Source organism: Lancefieldella sp. (assembly GCF_057237245.1).
Genome location: NZ_DBHHJM010000001.1, coordinates 348,104 through 364,042 on the forward strand (window position 1 = coordinate 348,104; position 15,939 = coordinate 364,042).

General features: G+C 51.0%; 11 protein-coding genes. 5 read left to right on the top strand and 6 right to left on the bottom strand.

The window, feature by feature from the left end; translation table 11 throughout:
- Window positions 1-393 precede the first annotated feature (393 nt).
- A complete protein-coding gene (locus ACO5GU_RS01680) occupies window positions 394-2,034 on the top strand; it encodes a malolactic enzyme (RefSeq protein ID WP_484929762.1) in 1,641 nt (546 codons plus the stop codon).
- A gap of 1 nt (window position 2,035) precedes the next feature.
- Window positions 2,036-3,010: an AEC family transporter gene (locus ACO5GU_RS01685; RefSeq protein ID WP_484929764.1), complete on the top strand. Its 975-nt coding sequence runs from the start codon at window positions 2,036-2,038 to the stop codon at window positions 3,008-3,010.
- A 107-nt stretch (window positions 3,011-3,117) separates the two neighbouring features.
- Here the strand turns inward: ACO5GU_RS01685 and rihC are convergent, their stop codons facing one another.
- Window positions 3,118-4,104, bottom strand: coding sequence for a ribonucleoside hydrolase RihC (gene rihC / locus ACO5GU_RS01690; protein ID WP_484929766.1), 987 nt, complete (start codon window positions 4,102-4,104; stop codon window positions 3,118-3,120).
- A 70-nt stretch (window positions 4,105-4,174) separates the two neighbouring features.
- Window positions 4,175-5,095, bottom strand: coding sequence for a ribokinase (locus ACO5GU_RS01695; RefSeq protein WP_484929768.1), 921 nt, complete (start codon window positions 5,093-5,095; stop codon window positions 4,175-4,177).
- Between the two features lie 590 nt (window positions 5,096-5,685).
- Between ACO5GU_RS01695 and mgtA the strand changes: the two genes are divergently transcribed.
- From mgtA to ACO5GU_RS01710, 3 genes are all read left to right on the top strand, one after another.
- Window positions 5,686-8,613 carry a magnesium-translocating P-type ATPase gene (gene mgtA / locus ACO5GU_RS01700; RefSeq protein WP_484929770.1) on the top strand — a complete coding sequence of 976 codons (2,928 nt, stop codon included), beginning with the start codon at window positions 5,686-5,688 and terminating at the stop codon, window positions 8,611-8,613.
- Window positions 8,585-9,406 (top strand): nitroreductase family protein, encoded by an 822-nt coding sequence (locus tag ACO5GU_RS01705; RefSeq protein WP_484929772.1) that lies wholly within the window; start codon window positions 8,585-8,587, stop codon window positions 9,404-9,406. Before mgtA ends, ACO5GU_RS01705 begins: the two co-directional genes overlap by 29 nt.
- A 155-nt stretch (window positions 9,407-9,561) precedes the next feature.
- Window positions 9,562-10,269 carry an NAD(P)H-dependent oxidoreductase gene (locus tag ACO5GU_RS01710; RefSeq protein ID WP_314018755.1) on the top strand — a complete coding sequence of 236 codons (708 nt, stop codon included), beginning with the start codon at window positions 9,562-9,564 and terminating at the stop codon, window positions 10,267-10,269.
- A 653-nt stretch (window positions 10,270-10,922) separates the two neighbouring features.
- Here the strand turns inward: ACO5GU_RS01710 and ACO5GU_RS01715 are convergent.
- The 4 genes from ACO5GU_RS01715 to ACO5GU_RS01730 form a co-directional block, all read right to left on the bottom strand.
- Entirely contained in the window at window positions 10,923-11,978 is a 1,056-nt protein-coding gene (locus tag ACO5GU_RS01715) for a MupG family TIM beta-alpha barrel fold protein (protein ID WP_484929774.1), read from the bottom strand.
- A gap of 189 nt (window positions 11,979-12,167) precedes the next feature.
- Window positions 12,168-13,655: a PTS transporter subunit EIIC gene (locus ACO5GU_RS01720; RefSeq protein ID WP_484804687.1), complete on the bottom strand. Its 1,488-nt coding sequence runs from the start codon at window positions 13,653-13,655 to the stop codon at window positions 12,168-12,170.
- Window positions 13,656-13,924: 269 nt separating this feature from the next.
- Window positions 13,925-14,815, bottom strand: coding sequence for an N-acetylmuramic acid 6-phosphate etherase (murQ, locus tag ACO5GU_RS01725; protein WP_484881169.1), 891 nt, complete (start codon window positions 14,813-14,815; stop codon window positions 13,925-13,927).
- Between the two features lie 25 nt (window positions 14,816-14,840).
- The gene (locus ACO5GU_RS01730) at window positions 14,841-15,755 is read right to left on the bottom strand and encodes a MurR/RpiR family transcriptional regulator (protein ID WP_484846479.1); all 915 of its coding nucleotides are present in this window, start codon (window positions 15,753-15,755) and stop codon (window positions 14,841-14,843) included.
- Window positions 15,756-15,939 lie beyond the last annotated feature (184 nt).

Below are 15,939 nucleotides of genomic sequence, written 5' to 3' on the forward strand. Positions count from 1 at the left end.
TAACAAAACCGCAGGTAGATGGCCTGCATAAAAACTAGTCGCGACTGCATATTCCAACTAAACGCATTTTTTACCACTTGCATGACAAGCGCTCAGCAAAACCGCAGTTGACATTAATTCTGTCTTACATTTCTCCGTTAAAACGATTCTTTCAAACGGATTTGAAAACATCACCTTGGGATTAGAAAACATCACCTTGTCAGTTTAACCAAATTTATATATGCGCAGTTGAACATATATGTTTGATGAGAAAATATTTTTCCAAAACCCGAAGATTTATTCTAATTCTCGTAAATACGTAACAGAATATGGGTATTGTTATCGCAGATAGAAAACATATTCTATCTGATCCAAATACGGCAATTATTACAGCTGATGCACTAAGGAGGCATCATGAAGACGGGTTTTGAACTACTGAATGATCCTTTTTTGAACAAGGGAACCGCTTTTACGCAGGAGGAGCGACAGAAATATGGCCTGGTAGGCCTTCTTCCTCCTAACATCCAGACCATTGAGGAGCAAGCTGAGCAGGCATACGTGCTTTTCCAGCAGTATCCTGACCTCGAGACAAAGCGTCACTATCTCATGAGGCTTTTCTCCGAGAACCGCACGCTGTTCTATAACCTGTTCTCCAAGCACGTTGAAGAGTTCATGCCTATCGTCTACGATCCAACTATTGCTCCGGATATTGAGCAGTATTCTCAGCGCTATGTCGATCCACAGTATGCATGTTTCCTATCAGTTGATCGTCCTGAGGACCTTGAGACCTCGCTGAAGAACGCAGCCGCAGGTAGAGACATCGACCTGATTGTCGTCACCGACGCAGAGGCAATTCTGGGCATCGGCGACTGGGGCACTAACGGCGTCGAAATTTCCGTTGGCAAGCTCATGGTTTACACCGCCGCAGCTGGTGTTGACCCTAACCGCATTATGCCTGTTGTCATTGACGCTGGTACCAATCGCCAGGAACTTCTCGATGACCCACTATACCTGGGTGAACGCCACAAGCGTGTTGATGAAGATCGCTATAACGCATTCATTGACAACTTTGTAACCACTGTCGAGAAGCTCTTCCCTAACCTCTACCTGCACTTCGAGGACTTCGGCCGCTCGCACGCTGCAGCAATCCTGGACCGCTACAAGAACACCTACCCTGTCTTCAACGACGACGTCGAGGGTACTGGTATTGTTACCCTTGCAGGCATCCTCGGCGGCCTCAATATTTCTGGCGAGAAACTCGTCGACCAGGTATATCTCTGCTTTGGCGCAGGAACTGCTGGTTGCGGCATCGCTGAGCGTGTGCTTCAGGAATTTGTGGACCAGGGAATGGACCGTGAAGAGGCTCGAAAGCGCTTCTACCTGGTAGATCGTCAGGGTCTACTCTTCGACGATATGGACAACCTCACTCCACAGCAGAAGCCATTTGCTCGCAAGCGTTCTGAGTTCGCAAACGCTGACGAGCTCACCAACCTCGCAGCCGTTGTAAAGACGGTTCACCCAACAATCATGGTTGGAACCTCTACCGTTCATGGAGCGTTCACCGAAGAGATTATTCGCGAAATGGCAGCTCATTGCGAGCGCCCCATGGTCTTCCCTCTGTCCAACCCAACTAAACTTGCGGAAGCAACCGCCCAAGACCTGCTGACCTGGACAGACGGTCGCGCGCTTGTAGCCTGCGGAGTCCCTTCAGACGACGTCGAGCTCAACGGCGTAACCTACCAGATTGGTCAGGCTAACAACGCTCTGATTTATCCAGGTCTTGGACTGGGAACCCTCGCCGCAAAGGCTCGCCTACTCACAGACCAGATGATTTCGCTGGCAGCTCACTCGCTTGGTGGAATCGTCGACACCACAAAACCCGGTGCGGCAATTCTTCCTCCAGTCTCCAAGATTACCGAGTTCTCCGAGCGTATTGCTGTTGGCGTTGCAGGGGAGGCAATTAGGCAGGGTCTGAACCGCGAGCCAATTGCCGATGCAAAAGAGGCAGTTGACGCCCTTAAGTGGTTCCCTGTCTACAAGGAGTTAGAGGCATAGAATGTCTGTCTTTTTGACATCATTACAGAATGTGCTGCCTATCATTTTGATTATTGTGCTTGGTTATGTGCTGCGAAAGATTGACTGGCTCAACGATACATTTGCAGGTCAAGCATCTAAGCTGATTATGAATGTGGCGCTTCCTTCCTCCATTTTTGTAGCGGTACTAAAAAACTTGTCTCTCAACCAGCTGCTTCAGCTTGGTCCCTCGGTGCTAATTGCAGCGGTCAGCTTTGCTTTGTCTTATGTCGTAGGATTTTTGGTTATCAACGTTTTCCGCGTCCAACCAGGTCGCCGAGGCTTGATGCTCAATACCTTTGCAAATGCCAACACCATCTTCATTGGTATGCCGCTTAATCTTGCGCTCTTTGGCGAGCATGCCGTACCGTACTTCTTGGTGTACTACATCATGAACACTATTTCTACCTGGGCAATTGGAATCTTCTTCATTTACGGTGATCCAATGCCAACAGAAAATGATGGCGAGAAAAACAACGCAGCTGAGCACAAATTCAATATCAGCAAGTTGTTACCACCACCATTGCTTGGTTTCTTAGTAGCCCTCGTTTTTCTCGTGTTCAACATCCCTGTTCCAGCAGTTGTAAACACTGGTCTTACGTATTTAGGCAACCTAGTAACGCCACTTTCTCTGATTTATATTGGCATTATTTTGCAGGAAACGGGACTCTCGAGCATTCGAATTGACCGCGATACGGCAATTACGCTTATTGGTAAATTTGTTATTGCCCCGCTTATTATGGTTGGCGTAATCATGGCGTTTACCGGCGTGTTTGGTACACAGAACGTACTTGAAACTAGAACGTTTATCATCCAGGCCGCAGTTCCAGCGCTAACCGTTCTGCCAATTCTGGCAAACGAGGGTAAGGCTGACGTCAAATTTGCAACTAACGTTGTTGCAACTTCAACGGTACTCTTTGCGATTGTCATTCCTATCGTAATGACTATCATTGGCTAATTTGCGCTTCCAACCAGCACTTTTACGCACAACAAAGCCTCTTCTCAACGGCGAGAAGAGGCTTTTTTCTTGTAAGTTTTGGAGCGACGATGTTAGTTCAGCAGCATTTAGTCCAGCAGCACGCCTTCAACTGCAGGTGCGGAGCCGTCGAGGACGTTGCACTTTTGGATCTGGTGGACAAACCAAGTGCGGAATGCCTTTTGGTCAACTCCAACGCACACGGTTGCATTGGGTTTCTCGCCAAGGTATCCGGCCAGGTCAACGACGGTGCAGCCAGCGGTTAAGCCTCCAGCGCACTCAACGTCCACAAACACGTCTTTGGTCTCGAACATCTGAGGAGCCAGCAGGTAGGCCACGGCCGTTGGGTCGTACATGCTGAAGCCCTCCTCCTGGTAGTGAACGCGGTAGTTGAGCAGCAGCTTGACCAGCATGTCGCCGCTCTTGCCGGAGTTCTGGATGTTCTCGATGTCCTCGGGCATGACGCGAGCAGCGTCGCCCACCTCAAGGCCAACCATGGCCACGTGAACGCCGGATGCGAAGACAATTTTTGCTGCCTCGGGGTCAACACCCACATTAAACTCGGACATAACGCCAAGGTTTCCACGGGTCAGAGCGCCGCCCATCATAACAATGCGCTCGATATGCTCTTTGACCTGTGGATATGCTTTCAGCAACAGTGCAATATTAGTCAGAGGACCAAGCGTCACCAGCGTGGTTTTCTCGCCAGCCGAAGCACCCTCCATGATGACACGATGTTGTGCTTCAAGTGCAGTTTCTTCGAGCAGGCAGTCCGGTTGAATGCCGTCAAATTCGTAGCCCCTCATTCCGGAGGCGCCGTGGACGTCACTTGCGTCCATCGGTTTTCTGAGCAGAGGCTCGGCAGCGCCTCGCGCAACAGGCACATGCTGATTCCAGAATTTGAGCAGCTTGAGAGCGTTATTGGTGACGTTCTCGATGCCAACATTTCCGCTGACGGTAGTAATAAGCTTGACATCCAGCGCCTTTGCGGCCAAGGCAAATCCCAGCGCAATGGCGTCGTCAATGCCGGGATCCGTGTCAATGATGACGCGCGTCTTAGTTGAAAGCGTTGTCATAAGTCTCCTTTGTGCGTTTGAACTGCGTATAGACTGCGAGTTATGAAGCAACAATCACGGTAATTTTAACCTAAAACTCAACTACCTGCTGATACGTTGGAATTGATTGCTGAGCACCAACCTTAGTAGTGGCAAGTGCCGCAGCCTTCGCGGCCACGTCAAGCGCCTGCTTGATGCCGTGGCCCTCTAGCTGCCCCGACGCCTGGAACGCGGCAAGCGTGCCCATAAACGTGTCTCCCGCGCAGGTAGTGTCCACGGTGTCCACGCGATAGCATTCCTGCTGGTAAACGCCGTGTGCGTCGGCAGTAATCGAACCCTTGGACCCCAGCGTCAACACCGCAGTTGCCACGCCGCTTTCAAGCACCTTCTGCACCGCAGCCTCGGGCTCTGCCAGCGGGCTAATCTTGCCCTCGCCAAACAGGTCCGCAAACTCAATCTCGTTCAGGCAGAGCAAGTCCACGCTGGCGAGAAGACCGGTGGTCATGGTAGCCGCGGGCGATGGGTTTACCATCGTATAGAGCCCCAGCTCATGCGCGTACCTGATAAGCTCAAACGTGGTCGACAACTCGCACTCGAACTGCGTCAAGAACACGTCACCCGGCTCCGCAATGCGATCGAGCACTACTTTTACGTCGTCAACTGTGCGTGCGTGATTAGCGCCATGGTCCAAAATGATGCGATTATCGCCGGCAACGCGCACGATTACGGCAACACCAGTGGAGACTCCAGACAGCTCGTCTACCTGCTCCGCATTGACTCCGTAACCAATAAGTGACTGCTTGAGGTCCTGTCCAAAAGAGTCAGCACCAACAGCACCAATCATGTGGACATCTGCACCCATTCGAGCTGCAGCAACTGCTTGGTTGGCACCCTTTCCACCTGGACTGGTGACAAGATTTTTGCCGCCGATGGTCTCACCCTGCTGAGGCATCTTATCAGCCTCGATGGAGATATCCATGTTCAGGCTTCCAAATACAATCACTTTGCCCATGTGAAGTCCCTTTCTTGCAAGAGTGCAGCGCTCAACGTTGCCGGTCAACAGTTCGGTTCGGCACTCACCGCGATGTAAAACGCACTTCTCGACGTTGCAGCCCGACGTTCTTCTCGACAGTATGTATTAAATAAATGTCCTGTTTATAGGGTATATAGTAATTACTTGACCAATCTCGTCAACCCAACTACTCTTAGAGTGCTTGAGTGGACGGACGTTCATTTTTTAAGTGACGTTGCTCTTGCAAAACACCTAATTTTAAGGAGGTGCTTTATATGCCTGGTCGAAGTAGCGGCTTACGTATGACAGCCGACGATGATTCTGTTCATGTGCGTATAGGATATAAAGAAACCTCTCATAAAAAGTTTTAGATTTGATTTCAACTGAATTGAAACTGAAAGAACTCTTATTGACTTATATATTTACAGATTTACCTGCTCGTTTGTAATTATTTTGATTCTGTAGATATATAAATCTATGCCCGGTTTCAGACCATTCTGTTTCAAATCTCGCACATAACAGAACGCTTTCAGTTTGCGTCATACACCAACCAGTTAGTCATTCGTCCCCACTAATCATCGGAGGTGCACATGGCAATCATGAAGCGCACAGACCAACCAAAGACAACTCAGACCACCTCGGGAGAGCTTGGGCAGTCCTTGACCTTTGCCGCAACTCACTCGGTGAAGAGCGTCTGTAGAAAATTCCACACCACTCCGGACGGTCTTGCCCTTGACATTGCGCAAGCAAAATACGACCTCGACGGCCCAAACGTCATTACCAGCGCCGCTGAGGAGCCCTTTATCATCCGCTTACTCAAGAGCTTTGCAAGCCCTTTCACCTTCATTTTGATTGCCCTCGCTGGCATTTCATACATCACTAATGTGGCTCTTGCCGCGGATGGCGAGAAGGACCCGTCAACCGTCGTCATCATTACCGCAATGGTGCTTATCTCCGGCATTATCGACTTTGTCCAGAGCTCAAAGGGAGCTTCAGCGGCGGCTGCGCTCTCCAAAATGGTAACCTCCACCACAAGAGTTATCCGCCGTCCTATCGACTTTGATGACACGGGCACTGAGCAGGCCGTCGACCAGGGCTCGGATGACGCTGCAAATGCCGCCGTAGACTTCGAGGACGAATACGCCGCAGATGAAGCCGCCGACGATGTCGAAGACGCCGCCGACGATGTCGAAGACGCCGCCGACGAGGCCGAAGCTCCTGAAGAGCCAAAGCTTGCTTCCGCGCTGGGAGAAGAAATCCCCTTTGAACAGGTAGTTATTGGCGACATCATCCGCCTTGCCTCGGGCGACATGATCCCCGCGGACTGCCGCGTTCTGGACGCCAAGGACCTCTTTGTCAACGAAACCGCGCTCACCGGAGAATCAGAACCTGTCGAGAAAACCGCTGGTGTAGTACACGCTCGCCGCCGTGCAGATGGCACCCGCTATCCCCTCTCGCTCTCTGAGTGCACAAACCTGCTGTTCGCGGGCACTACGGTTCAGTCAGGAAGCGCAACGGTAGTGGTAGTTGCAACCGGCAACAAATCCTACGTGGGCACCATGTCTGAGCTGCTCCAGCAGCCTGCCGGCGAGACCAGCTTTGACGAGGGTCTCAAGTCTGTCTCCAAGGTGCTTGTCTCGTTCATGCTGATCATGTGCCCCATCGTGTTCTTTGCAAACGGATTCCTCAAGGGTGACTGGTTTGACGCGCTGCTCTTCAGCGTCTCTGTTGCCGTTGGCATTACCCCTCAGATGCTGCCTGTTATTGTGACCACTTGCCTTTCTCGCGGTGGAACGCAAATGGCCAAGCAGGACGTTATTGTCAAGAATCCGGCCGCTATCCAAAACCTGGGCGCCATGGACATCCTGTGCACCGACAAGACCGGTACCATCACCGCAGACGAGGTTGTGCTTGAGCGCCACCTCAACATTCTGGGTGAAGAGGATCCCCGCGTACTCCGCCATGCGTATCTGAACAGCTACTTCCAGACCGGCCTTCGCAACCTTATTGACAACGCAATCATCAAGACCTCAAACGATGAGCTGCCCACCAACCTGCTAAGCATTGAGTACGAGAAAATCGACGAGGTCCCGTTTGACTTTGAACGTCGCCGCATGAGCGTTGTGGTGAGAAACACTAAAACTGACAAGACGCAAATGATCACCAAGGGCGCCGTCGAGGAAGTCTTGAACGCCTGCTCCTATGTTGACCTGGACTCCGAGATTAAGCCGCTGACTCCCACCCAGCGCAAGAGCGTTATGGACCGCGTCTACCAGCTCAATCAGGAGGGTATGCGCGTGGTTGGCGTTGCTCAGAAGAGCGACCCTCGCGGCGTCGGCGAGTTTGGCGTAGACGATGAGCGCGACATGGTGCTTATTGGCTACCTGGCCTTCCTGGATCCACCAAAAGAGAGCGCTCGCGAGGCAATTGCCAAGCTCAACCAGAGAGGCGTGCAGGTCAAGGTACTCACCGGTGACAACGAAGGCGTCGCAGCCGCCGTCTGCAAGAAGGTGGGCATCCACGTTGACGAGCTCTTACTTGGAAGCGACGTAGAGAATCTCAACGATGAGCAGCTCAAAGAGCGTGTCGAGAAGACCCAGCTTTTTGCAAAGCTTTCCCCTATGCAAAAGGCTCGCGTTGTCTCTGCGCTCAGGTCCAACAACCACGTGGTCGGCTTCATGGGCGACGGCATTAACGACGCTGCCGCCATGCGCTCTTCCGACGTAGGAATCTCCGTCGATACCGCCGTTGACGTGGCAAAAGAGTCCGCAGACATCATCTTGCTGCAGAAAGATCTGCTGGTACTTGAACACGGTGTCGAAGAGGGTCGCAGAACCTACGGCAACACCATCAAGTACATCAAGGCAACCGCAAGCTCCAACTTTGGTAACGTGCTGTCCGTTTTGGTGGCCAGCTTCTTCCTGCCGTTCTTGCCTATGAGCGCCCTCCAGCTGCTCCTTTTAGGTCTTGCGTACACCGTTACCTGCATTGCGATTCCTTGGGATAACGTTGACGATTCGTTCCTTTCAAGCCCTCGCTCTTGGGACGCTCATTCGATTACAAACTTTATGCTTTGGATCGGACCAGTCAGTTCAATCTTTGATGTACTGACCTTTGCGCTCATGTTCTTTATAGTCTCCCCTGCGCTTGCAGGAGGAACCTGGGCTGAACTTACCGCAGCCGGAAATACCGCAGCTCAGGCACTCTTTATTCTGTCTTTCCAGACAGGCTGGTTCATAGAATCCATGTGGACCCAGACCTTTGTTCTCCACGCACTCAGAACCAACAAGATTCCGTTTGTTCAGAGTATGCCATCGGCATCGCTGCTTGCTCTAACCACCGCGGGAATCATTGTGGTCAGTGCTCTTCCGTATCTGTCGGTGTTCGCCCAGCCCTTGAGTCTTGTTGCTCTACCTTTATCATTCTTTGGATGGCTAACTACACTCATGAGCGGGTATATGGTTCTTATCACCATAATTAAGAGCCTCTATGTTAAGCGATTTGGCTCGCTGCTTTAACCTTGCTCTAGGAAGGACCACGATGGACGTAAAAGAAGCTATGGACCAGCGCATATCTCTGCGCGCGTACGACCAAAAGCCTATTGAGCAAGAGAAACTTTCTCAGCTCCAGGAAGCCATTGACGTCGCAAATGCCCAGATGGCAGAGAAAGCGCCTGATCACCCCGCAATCCTTACCATCGAGGGCCCTCACCTTGAGGACGGCACTTCCGTCCACATGAAGAACAGGTCTATTGTCGGTCCCATTTACCACTACGTAGCAGGTTATTGTGAAGACGCAATTGCCCGTGAACTCATCGGCTACTATGGCGAGAAGATCGTACTTCTCGCCACCCAGCTGGGCATTGGTTCATGCTGGATTGCCGAGACCATGGACTGGAAGACCCTGGCTCGCGACGAGTACAACGGCCTTAAGCTGGGCATTATTATTTCTATCGGATATGCTCCGGAGAAGATTCCGCTCAAGCAGGAGGGCATTCGTACCGCAATTCGCCTGCGCACCAAGAAGCCTGCGCAGATTATGACGGCAAACGGCCAGCCAACTGAGCCAGAGCAGATGCCCGAGTGGTTTAACCGCGGTATTAATGCGGTTTTGGCATGCCCGACCGCCATCAACAAGCTTCCCGTTGTATTTGACCTGACAGATGGCGTGGTAAGCGCGTCTATGCCTAACCAGCGCCACCTTGTCCAAGACTACGACCTGGGCATTTCCAAGCTGCACTTTGAGCTTGCCGCCGACCTCAAGGGTACGTGGGAGCTTGGACAGCCTGGTCGCTTTATCGTTTCTGAGTAGCCTTCCGCACATAGCGCCTCCCAGCTCACAAACGTCATGTTCCCGAGTGTCGCATTCCTGGACAACGATCCCGGTTCACCGCACCTCCCAGCTCACCGCCGTCCAACAGCGTACCTCCAGCTCACCAGAGCACCACCAACAAGAAAGGACCACGTATGGCCTGTTCCGCACAACACGTTGCAAACAAAGTTCTCTCGTCCTACCAGTGGAGACTTGCAACTAAAAAGTACGACCCTACCAAGAACGTCTCTGACGAGGACCTTGAGGTAATCCTTGAGGCTGGTCGTTTGGCACCAAGCTCTTACGGTCTAGAGCCTTGGCGCTTCCTGGTTGTTAATCTGCGAGAGGATCAGGCCTCTGAGCAGTCACTTCGCCTTAAAGAGAAACTTTACGAGCCATGCTATGGTGCTCGCGCATCCCTTAACGGCGCTCACTACCTGGTTATTCTTCTTGCTCGCAAGAACGTCAATGCAGAGTCTGCTTACGTCAAGCACATGATGCACGACATCAAGCAGCTTCCTGCAGACTTTGAACCAACCTATGCGGCTGCTTTCAAAAACTTCCAGGAGAACATGTTTAACCTGGTAGGTAACGAACGCGCCACCTTTGACTGGGCTTGCAAGCAGACCTACATTGCGCTTTCGAACATGCTCACTATGGCCGCTATGATTGGTGTTGATAGCTGTCCAATCGAGGGCTTCAACCGCGAGGCTGTCGATAAGATTTTGGAAGAAGAGGGTCTTCTCGACGGCGGCCAGTACAACGACTTTGGCGTTTCCTGCATGCTTAGCCTGGGCTATCGTGATATGGATCCTGTCCAGAAGCGTCGCCAGCCAGCCGAGGATGTTATCGTCAGGTTGTAAAGGCTGTAAGTGTCATTACCTTTTAAGCTGCCTCCTATTTCCCGACACCGAGGAAATGGGAGGTAGTCTGTTTAGCAGGCAATTCTTTGTTGAGTGGGAAAGTCTTTGCTATTTAGGAAGCTTATTGTTCGTGCGAAACACGGTTGCACATAGTTTGGTCGCATGCCATTTTGGCGCCAACTGGCCTTTTTGGTGCGAAATGACTTTCTCTGATCCAAAAATGGCCCATTTCAGTGCGAAGTGGTAAAAAATGCGTTTAGTTGGGGTATACAGGATTGACAAACTTCTATGCAAGCGTTTTACCAGCTCTTTTAATTGGACGAATTTTTCATGTGCATTCACATTATTTCTGAACTGCTTAAACGTAAATGCCAAAATGATAAAATCAAAAATTTATTTCCAACTAAACGGGTTTTTTACCCAAAACAGTACCCTCTAAATGACATATCAATTTTTTGATTAGTTTTTGTGAATATTAGGCAGTCTTTATGCACGTCGAGGTGTCCTCGTGCACCTCGTGCACCTCGAGCGCCCGCGTGCGCCTCGTGCACCCCGTGCGACCAACGCGCTCTGGCGCGCCATACTTGCCACCGCGTAACCACGGCGCATATGGCGCGCTCGCACGAGCAACTCAACTAGCAGAAAGCGGCTAATTACCTGCGGATAAACCTAAAGCCGCGGCCAGAGTGGATGTACGGCAAGAATGCTCGGTCTTCTTCGCAGATGTTTCCTGCGACGTTATCGCGAGCATCAAGCTCCAACAGGCCTCGAGCAATCGAAAGTTCCCCTGCATAGCGACCATATGCTTTACTACTCACCAAAATGGCGCCAGTAGCAACAGTCTCCCAGGTAGAAGGCTTCGCGTCGTACACTGGAGCATCTTTCCAGAGTCTGGACTCCTGTGAACGGATAATGTACGAGCTGGAATCAGGCCGATCGGTCTGCAAGCGGTCATACAGATACTCAAAATCAGGTTTTAACTCGGCTTTTAGCTCGATACAATTCTGCTCAAGCTGACCAATGCGCTTCCACGTAGCCTCAGTAACATCTGGGTCACCAATGAGTACCACGTCAGAGTCTGCATCATAAAGCGCAAGCATTCCCTGAACAAGCGCATCACCAGAAAGCCCACGATGTTCCTCGACAGTTGGCAGTCCCTCGTAGAGAGGACCGCGGAAAATCTCGCCAGGAACAAACGAGAAAATCTGGAATCCAAGCGCCGAAAGGCGTGCGTTAATCTGTGCGACGCGCTCCAGCGAAAGGCCCGTGTAGCTCTTGGGATAGTAATTGTGGCAGGCGGCAAAACGAGTGAAGTCGGCACCAGCTGCTCGCCATGCGGAAATGTCATCCTTGATGATGGTCGAAGCGTTAAAGACCACATGGAACTTGCGAGAAAGCTCAACGGTCTCTGCCGCATCAAACCCAAAGTCAAGACGCACATACGTAATGCCCAGCTCAGCAAGTTCGTCAAACTTCTGAACGCCAAGTTTAGAAAGAGTTGCAGGAGAAACATCGGCAATGAGGTTGATTTCTGCCTTCCTGCAAAGTTCCAAGAGCTTACGAGCCTCAGTGCGATAATCAATCCCCTCTTCCTCGGGAATCTGTAGAGAAGTGAATGCATAGTGGCATCCGGCTGCCTGCGCTTTTGCCACAACCTCAGCATTAGCCTCGTATCCGCTGGCAAAATACAGTGAAATTCCGGTGCGCATAAATCCTCCAAGTAAATTGCAAACGCTTCTAGAAGACGGGTTTCTCGCCAATCGAGAAGCTGGTCAGGCAGCTAGTCAGGACGCCGGGCGAGAAGCCTGACGGGCAGCCAGTCGAACGCCGGGCGAGAAAAAATCCCTCTTCCTAGGATACCTAAGAAGAGGGATAAACGTTTCTAAAACGTGTGGTTTTTACTCGCCGAAGACGTCGTTAATACGATCCTCGTCAACGCCGAAGAACCAAGTAAGTGCGAAGCCTGCAGCGTAAGCAAGAAGCATTGCAAGCAGGTAGAAGACCTGGTTACCAGGCTGGACAATCAGCAGACCAAAGAGGCCGGAGACGCCCTGGGAAACGGTACCAAGGTGGAAGAGGTAAGCAATTACGGAGCCAACACCGGAGCCAAGGCATGCGGTGATGAATGGCTTACCAAGAGGCAGGGTAACTGCGTACATAAGAGGCTCGCCAATGCCGAGCATACCAACTGGGATGGACTCGGTGAGGTACTTCTTGACGCGCTTGTTTTTGGTCTTGAAGAGGATTGCAAGACCAGCACCAACCTGGCCGCCGCCTGCCATCATCAGCAGAGGAAGCAGGTAGTTGATACCCTGAGTTGGGCCCTCTGGGTTGTTAAGCATAACGTGGATTGGGGTAAGTGCCTGGTGAAGACCAACGGAAACCAATGGTAAGAAGGTAGAACCAAGCAGGTAAGCACCAAAGACGCCCAGCTTGTCATAGAAGAACTGAAGGACAAAGAAGATTGCCTGAGTGAGCCATGCGCCTGCAGGCTGAAGAATCAGGACAGAACCAATAACACCGATGATAACGGTGCAAAGTGGAGTCAGGAAGGTGTCAAGAACGCTTGGCATAACCTTGTGCAGGTTCTTCTCCAGGAATGCGAAGAAGATTGCGCAGATGATTGCACCAATCATGCCGCCTGCTGCTGCGTTGAACAGGTCAGAAGAAGCGACGATAAATGCGCCCTCCTTGAAAGCAACAGTTGGGAGGCTGAATGGAAGGTGAACCAGACGAGTTGCAACGCCGTCAACAGTCTTGGAAGCAAGAAGAGGCATACCAGCGTTAGCAATGGAGAGTGCACCAGCCATAGCACCAAGAACGCGAGAACCGCCAAACTCCTTGGCAGCGTTCTCGCCAGCAAGAACTGGCAGGTAAGCGAAAAGCGCCCAACCCATGGTCCAGATAGCTGCGAACCACCACTCGTTGGCATAAGCCTTACCAGTGGAGAAGTTGATAACGTTGATGATACCGTTGATCAGACCTGCAGAAATGATGCCAGGAAGCAGTGGAACAAAGATGTTAGCAATCTTCTTGAGGAAGCGCTGAACAGGCTTGTTCTCATACTTAGCCTTCTGAGCTGCCTTGTTGTCCTTAGCTGCGGAAACAACGTCGTCCTCAGATGCGTCACCAGCAGCAACGCCGGTAAGCTTGGAGAACTCAACAATAACCTTGTTGACAACGCCAGGACCAAGAACAACCTCAAGGTACTCTGCATCCTCGACCAGACCCATAACGCCATCAATAGCCTTGATAGCCTCAGAGTCAACTTTTGCAGGATCTGCGGTCTTAATGCGGAGCCTGGTCATGCAGACCATGTTGCTCTGAACATTTTCTTTGCCACCGACGGCAGCAAGAATCTGTTCTGAAAGCTTGGTGTAATCCATACTTTCCTTCTTTCTCTCGTTGCGATGTTGCAACAAATACTTATCAAGAATACATAAAAAATGAACTTGACGGTATAACAATCCATACCTGTGGTTCATTGTTTCATGTTTTGACCTAATTTGAACTCCCTGTTACTGCAGGTAAATTAAGCGTTTTTCAAAAACTTTGCAACCATTTTCACGTCACGCTGATACCACTGACCGATGCGGCCGGAACAAAATGCTCACGCTTGTGTCATTTGTTCCTACCGCGGTTCCTACAGTAGTTACTACAGAGCACCTCTGACATGACCATGAGCAGCCTCAAGTTTGGCTTTTGCCTCTTCTACAGACATCTTGGTCAGCAGCATGACAATAGCAAGCTTTGCATTACCATCAGCTTGCTCAAGTGCCTGAGCTGCCTCTTCACGAGTACAACCCGTTGCCGCCATGGTGATGTTCTGTGCACGAACTACCAGCTTCTTGTTAGTCTGCTGCACGTCAACCATGAGGTTCTGATATGCCTTGCCCACACCAACCATAGAACCGGTAGAAATCATGTTCAGAATCATCTTCTGAGCGGTACCGGACTTAAGACGCGTGGAGCCTGTGAGCACCTCAGGTCCACAAGAAGGCTCAATGGCAAGCTCTGCCTCTTTGCCCACCTCAGAGCCCTTATTGCAGGCAATAGCAACGGTCTTGCAGCCCAAAGAACGAGCATAGCGCAGGCCACCAATTACGTAAGGAGTACGGCCGCTAGCTGCAATTCCAATAGCAATATCGTTCTTGTTCAGACCAATCTTCTTGAACTCCTCTTCGCAAAGCTCAAGAGAGTCCTCTGCGCCCTCAACTGCGCGTACAAAGGCCTTCTCGCCACCGGCGATAAGACCAACAACCACGTCAGGAGAAACACCAAAGGTAGGTGGGCACTCAACTGCGTCCAAAACGCCCAGGCGACCGGAAGTTCCCGCGCCAAAGTAGACGATTCTGCCTCCGGCCTCAAGCGAGGAAACTGCCCACTCGATTGCCTGTGCAACCTGCGGAAGCACCTCTTTTACGCCAGCTACCACGTTGAGATCTTCCTGGTTCATAACGCTGACCAGCTCAAGCGGGGTCATCTGATCCAGGTCCATGGTGTTGGGGTTTCTTGTCTCGGTGACAAGCTTTGTTAAATCAATCACGTTTTCACCTTCTGTGTTGTGATTTTTACGCAATAACGTCGTTGGCTATACCAGGCAAATCTTGATCAGAAGAAAGCGTATTGACATGCTCGGCTGAATCCAACTTGCCAATATAGTTTGTCGAGAAACGCTTAACGCTCTTCTCGTAATTTCTATTTACATAGGCTGCAAAGAGCGCATCTACAACGTTGAGCTGGGCAATTCTTGAAGACATGGCACCGCTTCTCATGATGTGCTCAGTCTCTGCAACGCCTAAAACGTAGTCGGAACGGTGAATGAGCTCTGAATCAATGCCGCCGCGAGTGATGGCAACCACCTTGGCGCCGTTTGCCTTTGCAATCCAGGCACACTCAATGGCTTCTCGCGTAAGGCCTGAGTAGCTGACCACAATAGCAAGATCTTCTCGTCCCATGTTTTTGGCGTAGAGCATCTGAGAGTGGTAATCGTCGCTCAAATTGCAGTTGATGTTAAGGCGCATAAGTTTGAGCTGCAGATCTCTTGCAACCAGAAGCGAAGCTCCCATACCAAAGAGGCAGATGGAATGAGCTTGCATCATGAGTGAAACAACTGAGTCAACAACCTGAGCGTCAAGCAATTGCCTGGTAAGCTCCAGCGAAGAAATGTTCTTTGCAGTAACTTTTTCGATGATCACATCAGTGGTGTCACCTGCGATAACGCCGCCGACAGCAATATCGTTGCTTTTGTTACTTACTGCCAGTTCGTAAATGAGCGCCTGCTGGAACTCTTTATAGCCACCGCAGCCAAGCTTCTTGCAAAGCCTGACAACCGTTGATGCAGATGTATACGTTTGAGCTGCTAGTTTATGGATTGATTGACCAACTGCCGCCTCTGGATCCGACAGAATATAGTCGACAATATCGCGTTCAGCTGAACTAGCATTCTTGCGATACTCTTCCAGACGTAGACGAACACCTCTCACGCAATCACCTCCGGCCGTCCAGTTGACTAAAACGTTTGACTATATTGTTTCACGATGCCATAAAAATTTCATCTGTAAAGTAGGCAGTGCCGTAAACGGTAGTATTGCATGCGCAAGTACAAGCGCGCTCCATGTGCATTGCATGCGCGACTACTCATGTTTTCCCAGCGTAATGCAGGGACAA

Coding starts and splice junctions, on each gene's coding strand:
- ACO5GU_RS01710 (WP_314018755.1), top strand. CDS start 9,562: ATGGCCTGTTCCGCACAACACGTTGCAAACAAAGTTCTCTCGTCCTAC.
- ACO5GU_RS01720 (WP_484804687.1), bottom strand. CDS start 13,655: ATGGATTACACCAAGCTTTCAGAACAGATTCTTGCTGCCGTCGGTGGC.
- ACO5GU_RS01685 (WP_484929764.1), top strand. CDS start 2,036: ATGTCTGTCTTTTTGACATCATTACAGAATGTGCTGCCTATCATTTTG.
- ACO5GU_RS01705 (WP_484929772.1), top strand. CDS start 8,585: ATGTTAAGCGATTTGGCTCGCTGCTTTAACCTTGCTCTAGGAAGGACC.
- ACO5GU_RS01680 (WP_484929762.1), top strand. CDS start 394: ATGAAGACGGGTTTTGAACTACTGAATGATCCTTTTTTGAACAAGGGA.
- ACO5GU_RS01695 (WP_484929768.1), bottom strand. CDS start 5,095: ATGGGCAAAGTGATTGTATTTGGAAGCCTGAACATGGATATCTCCATC.
- ACO5GU_RS01715 (WP_484929774.1), bottom strand. CDS start 11,978: ATGCGCACCGGAATTTCACTGTATTTTGCCAGCGGATACGAGGCTAAT.
- mgtA (WP_484929770.1), top strand. CDS start 5,686: ATGGCAATCATGAAGCGCACAGACCAACCAAAGACAACTCAGACCACC.
- rihC (WP_484929766.1), bottom strand. CDS start 4,104: ATGACAACGCTTTCAACTAAGACGCGCGTCATCATTGACACGGATCCC.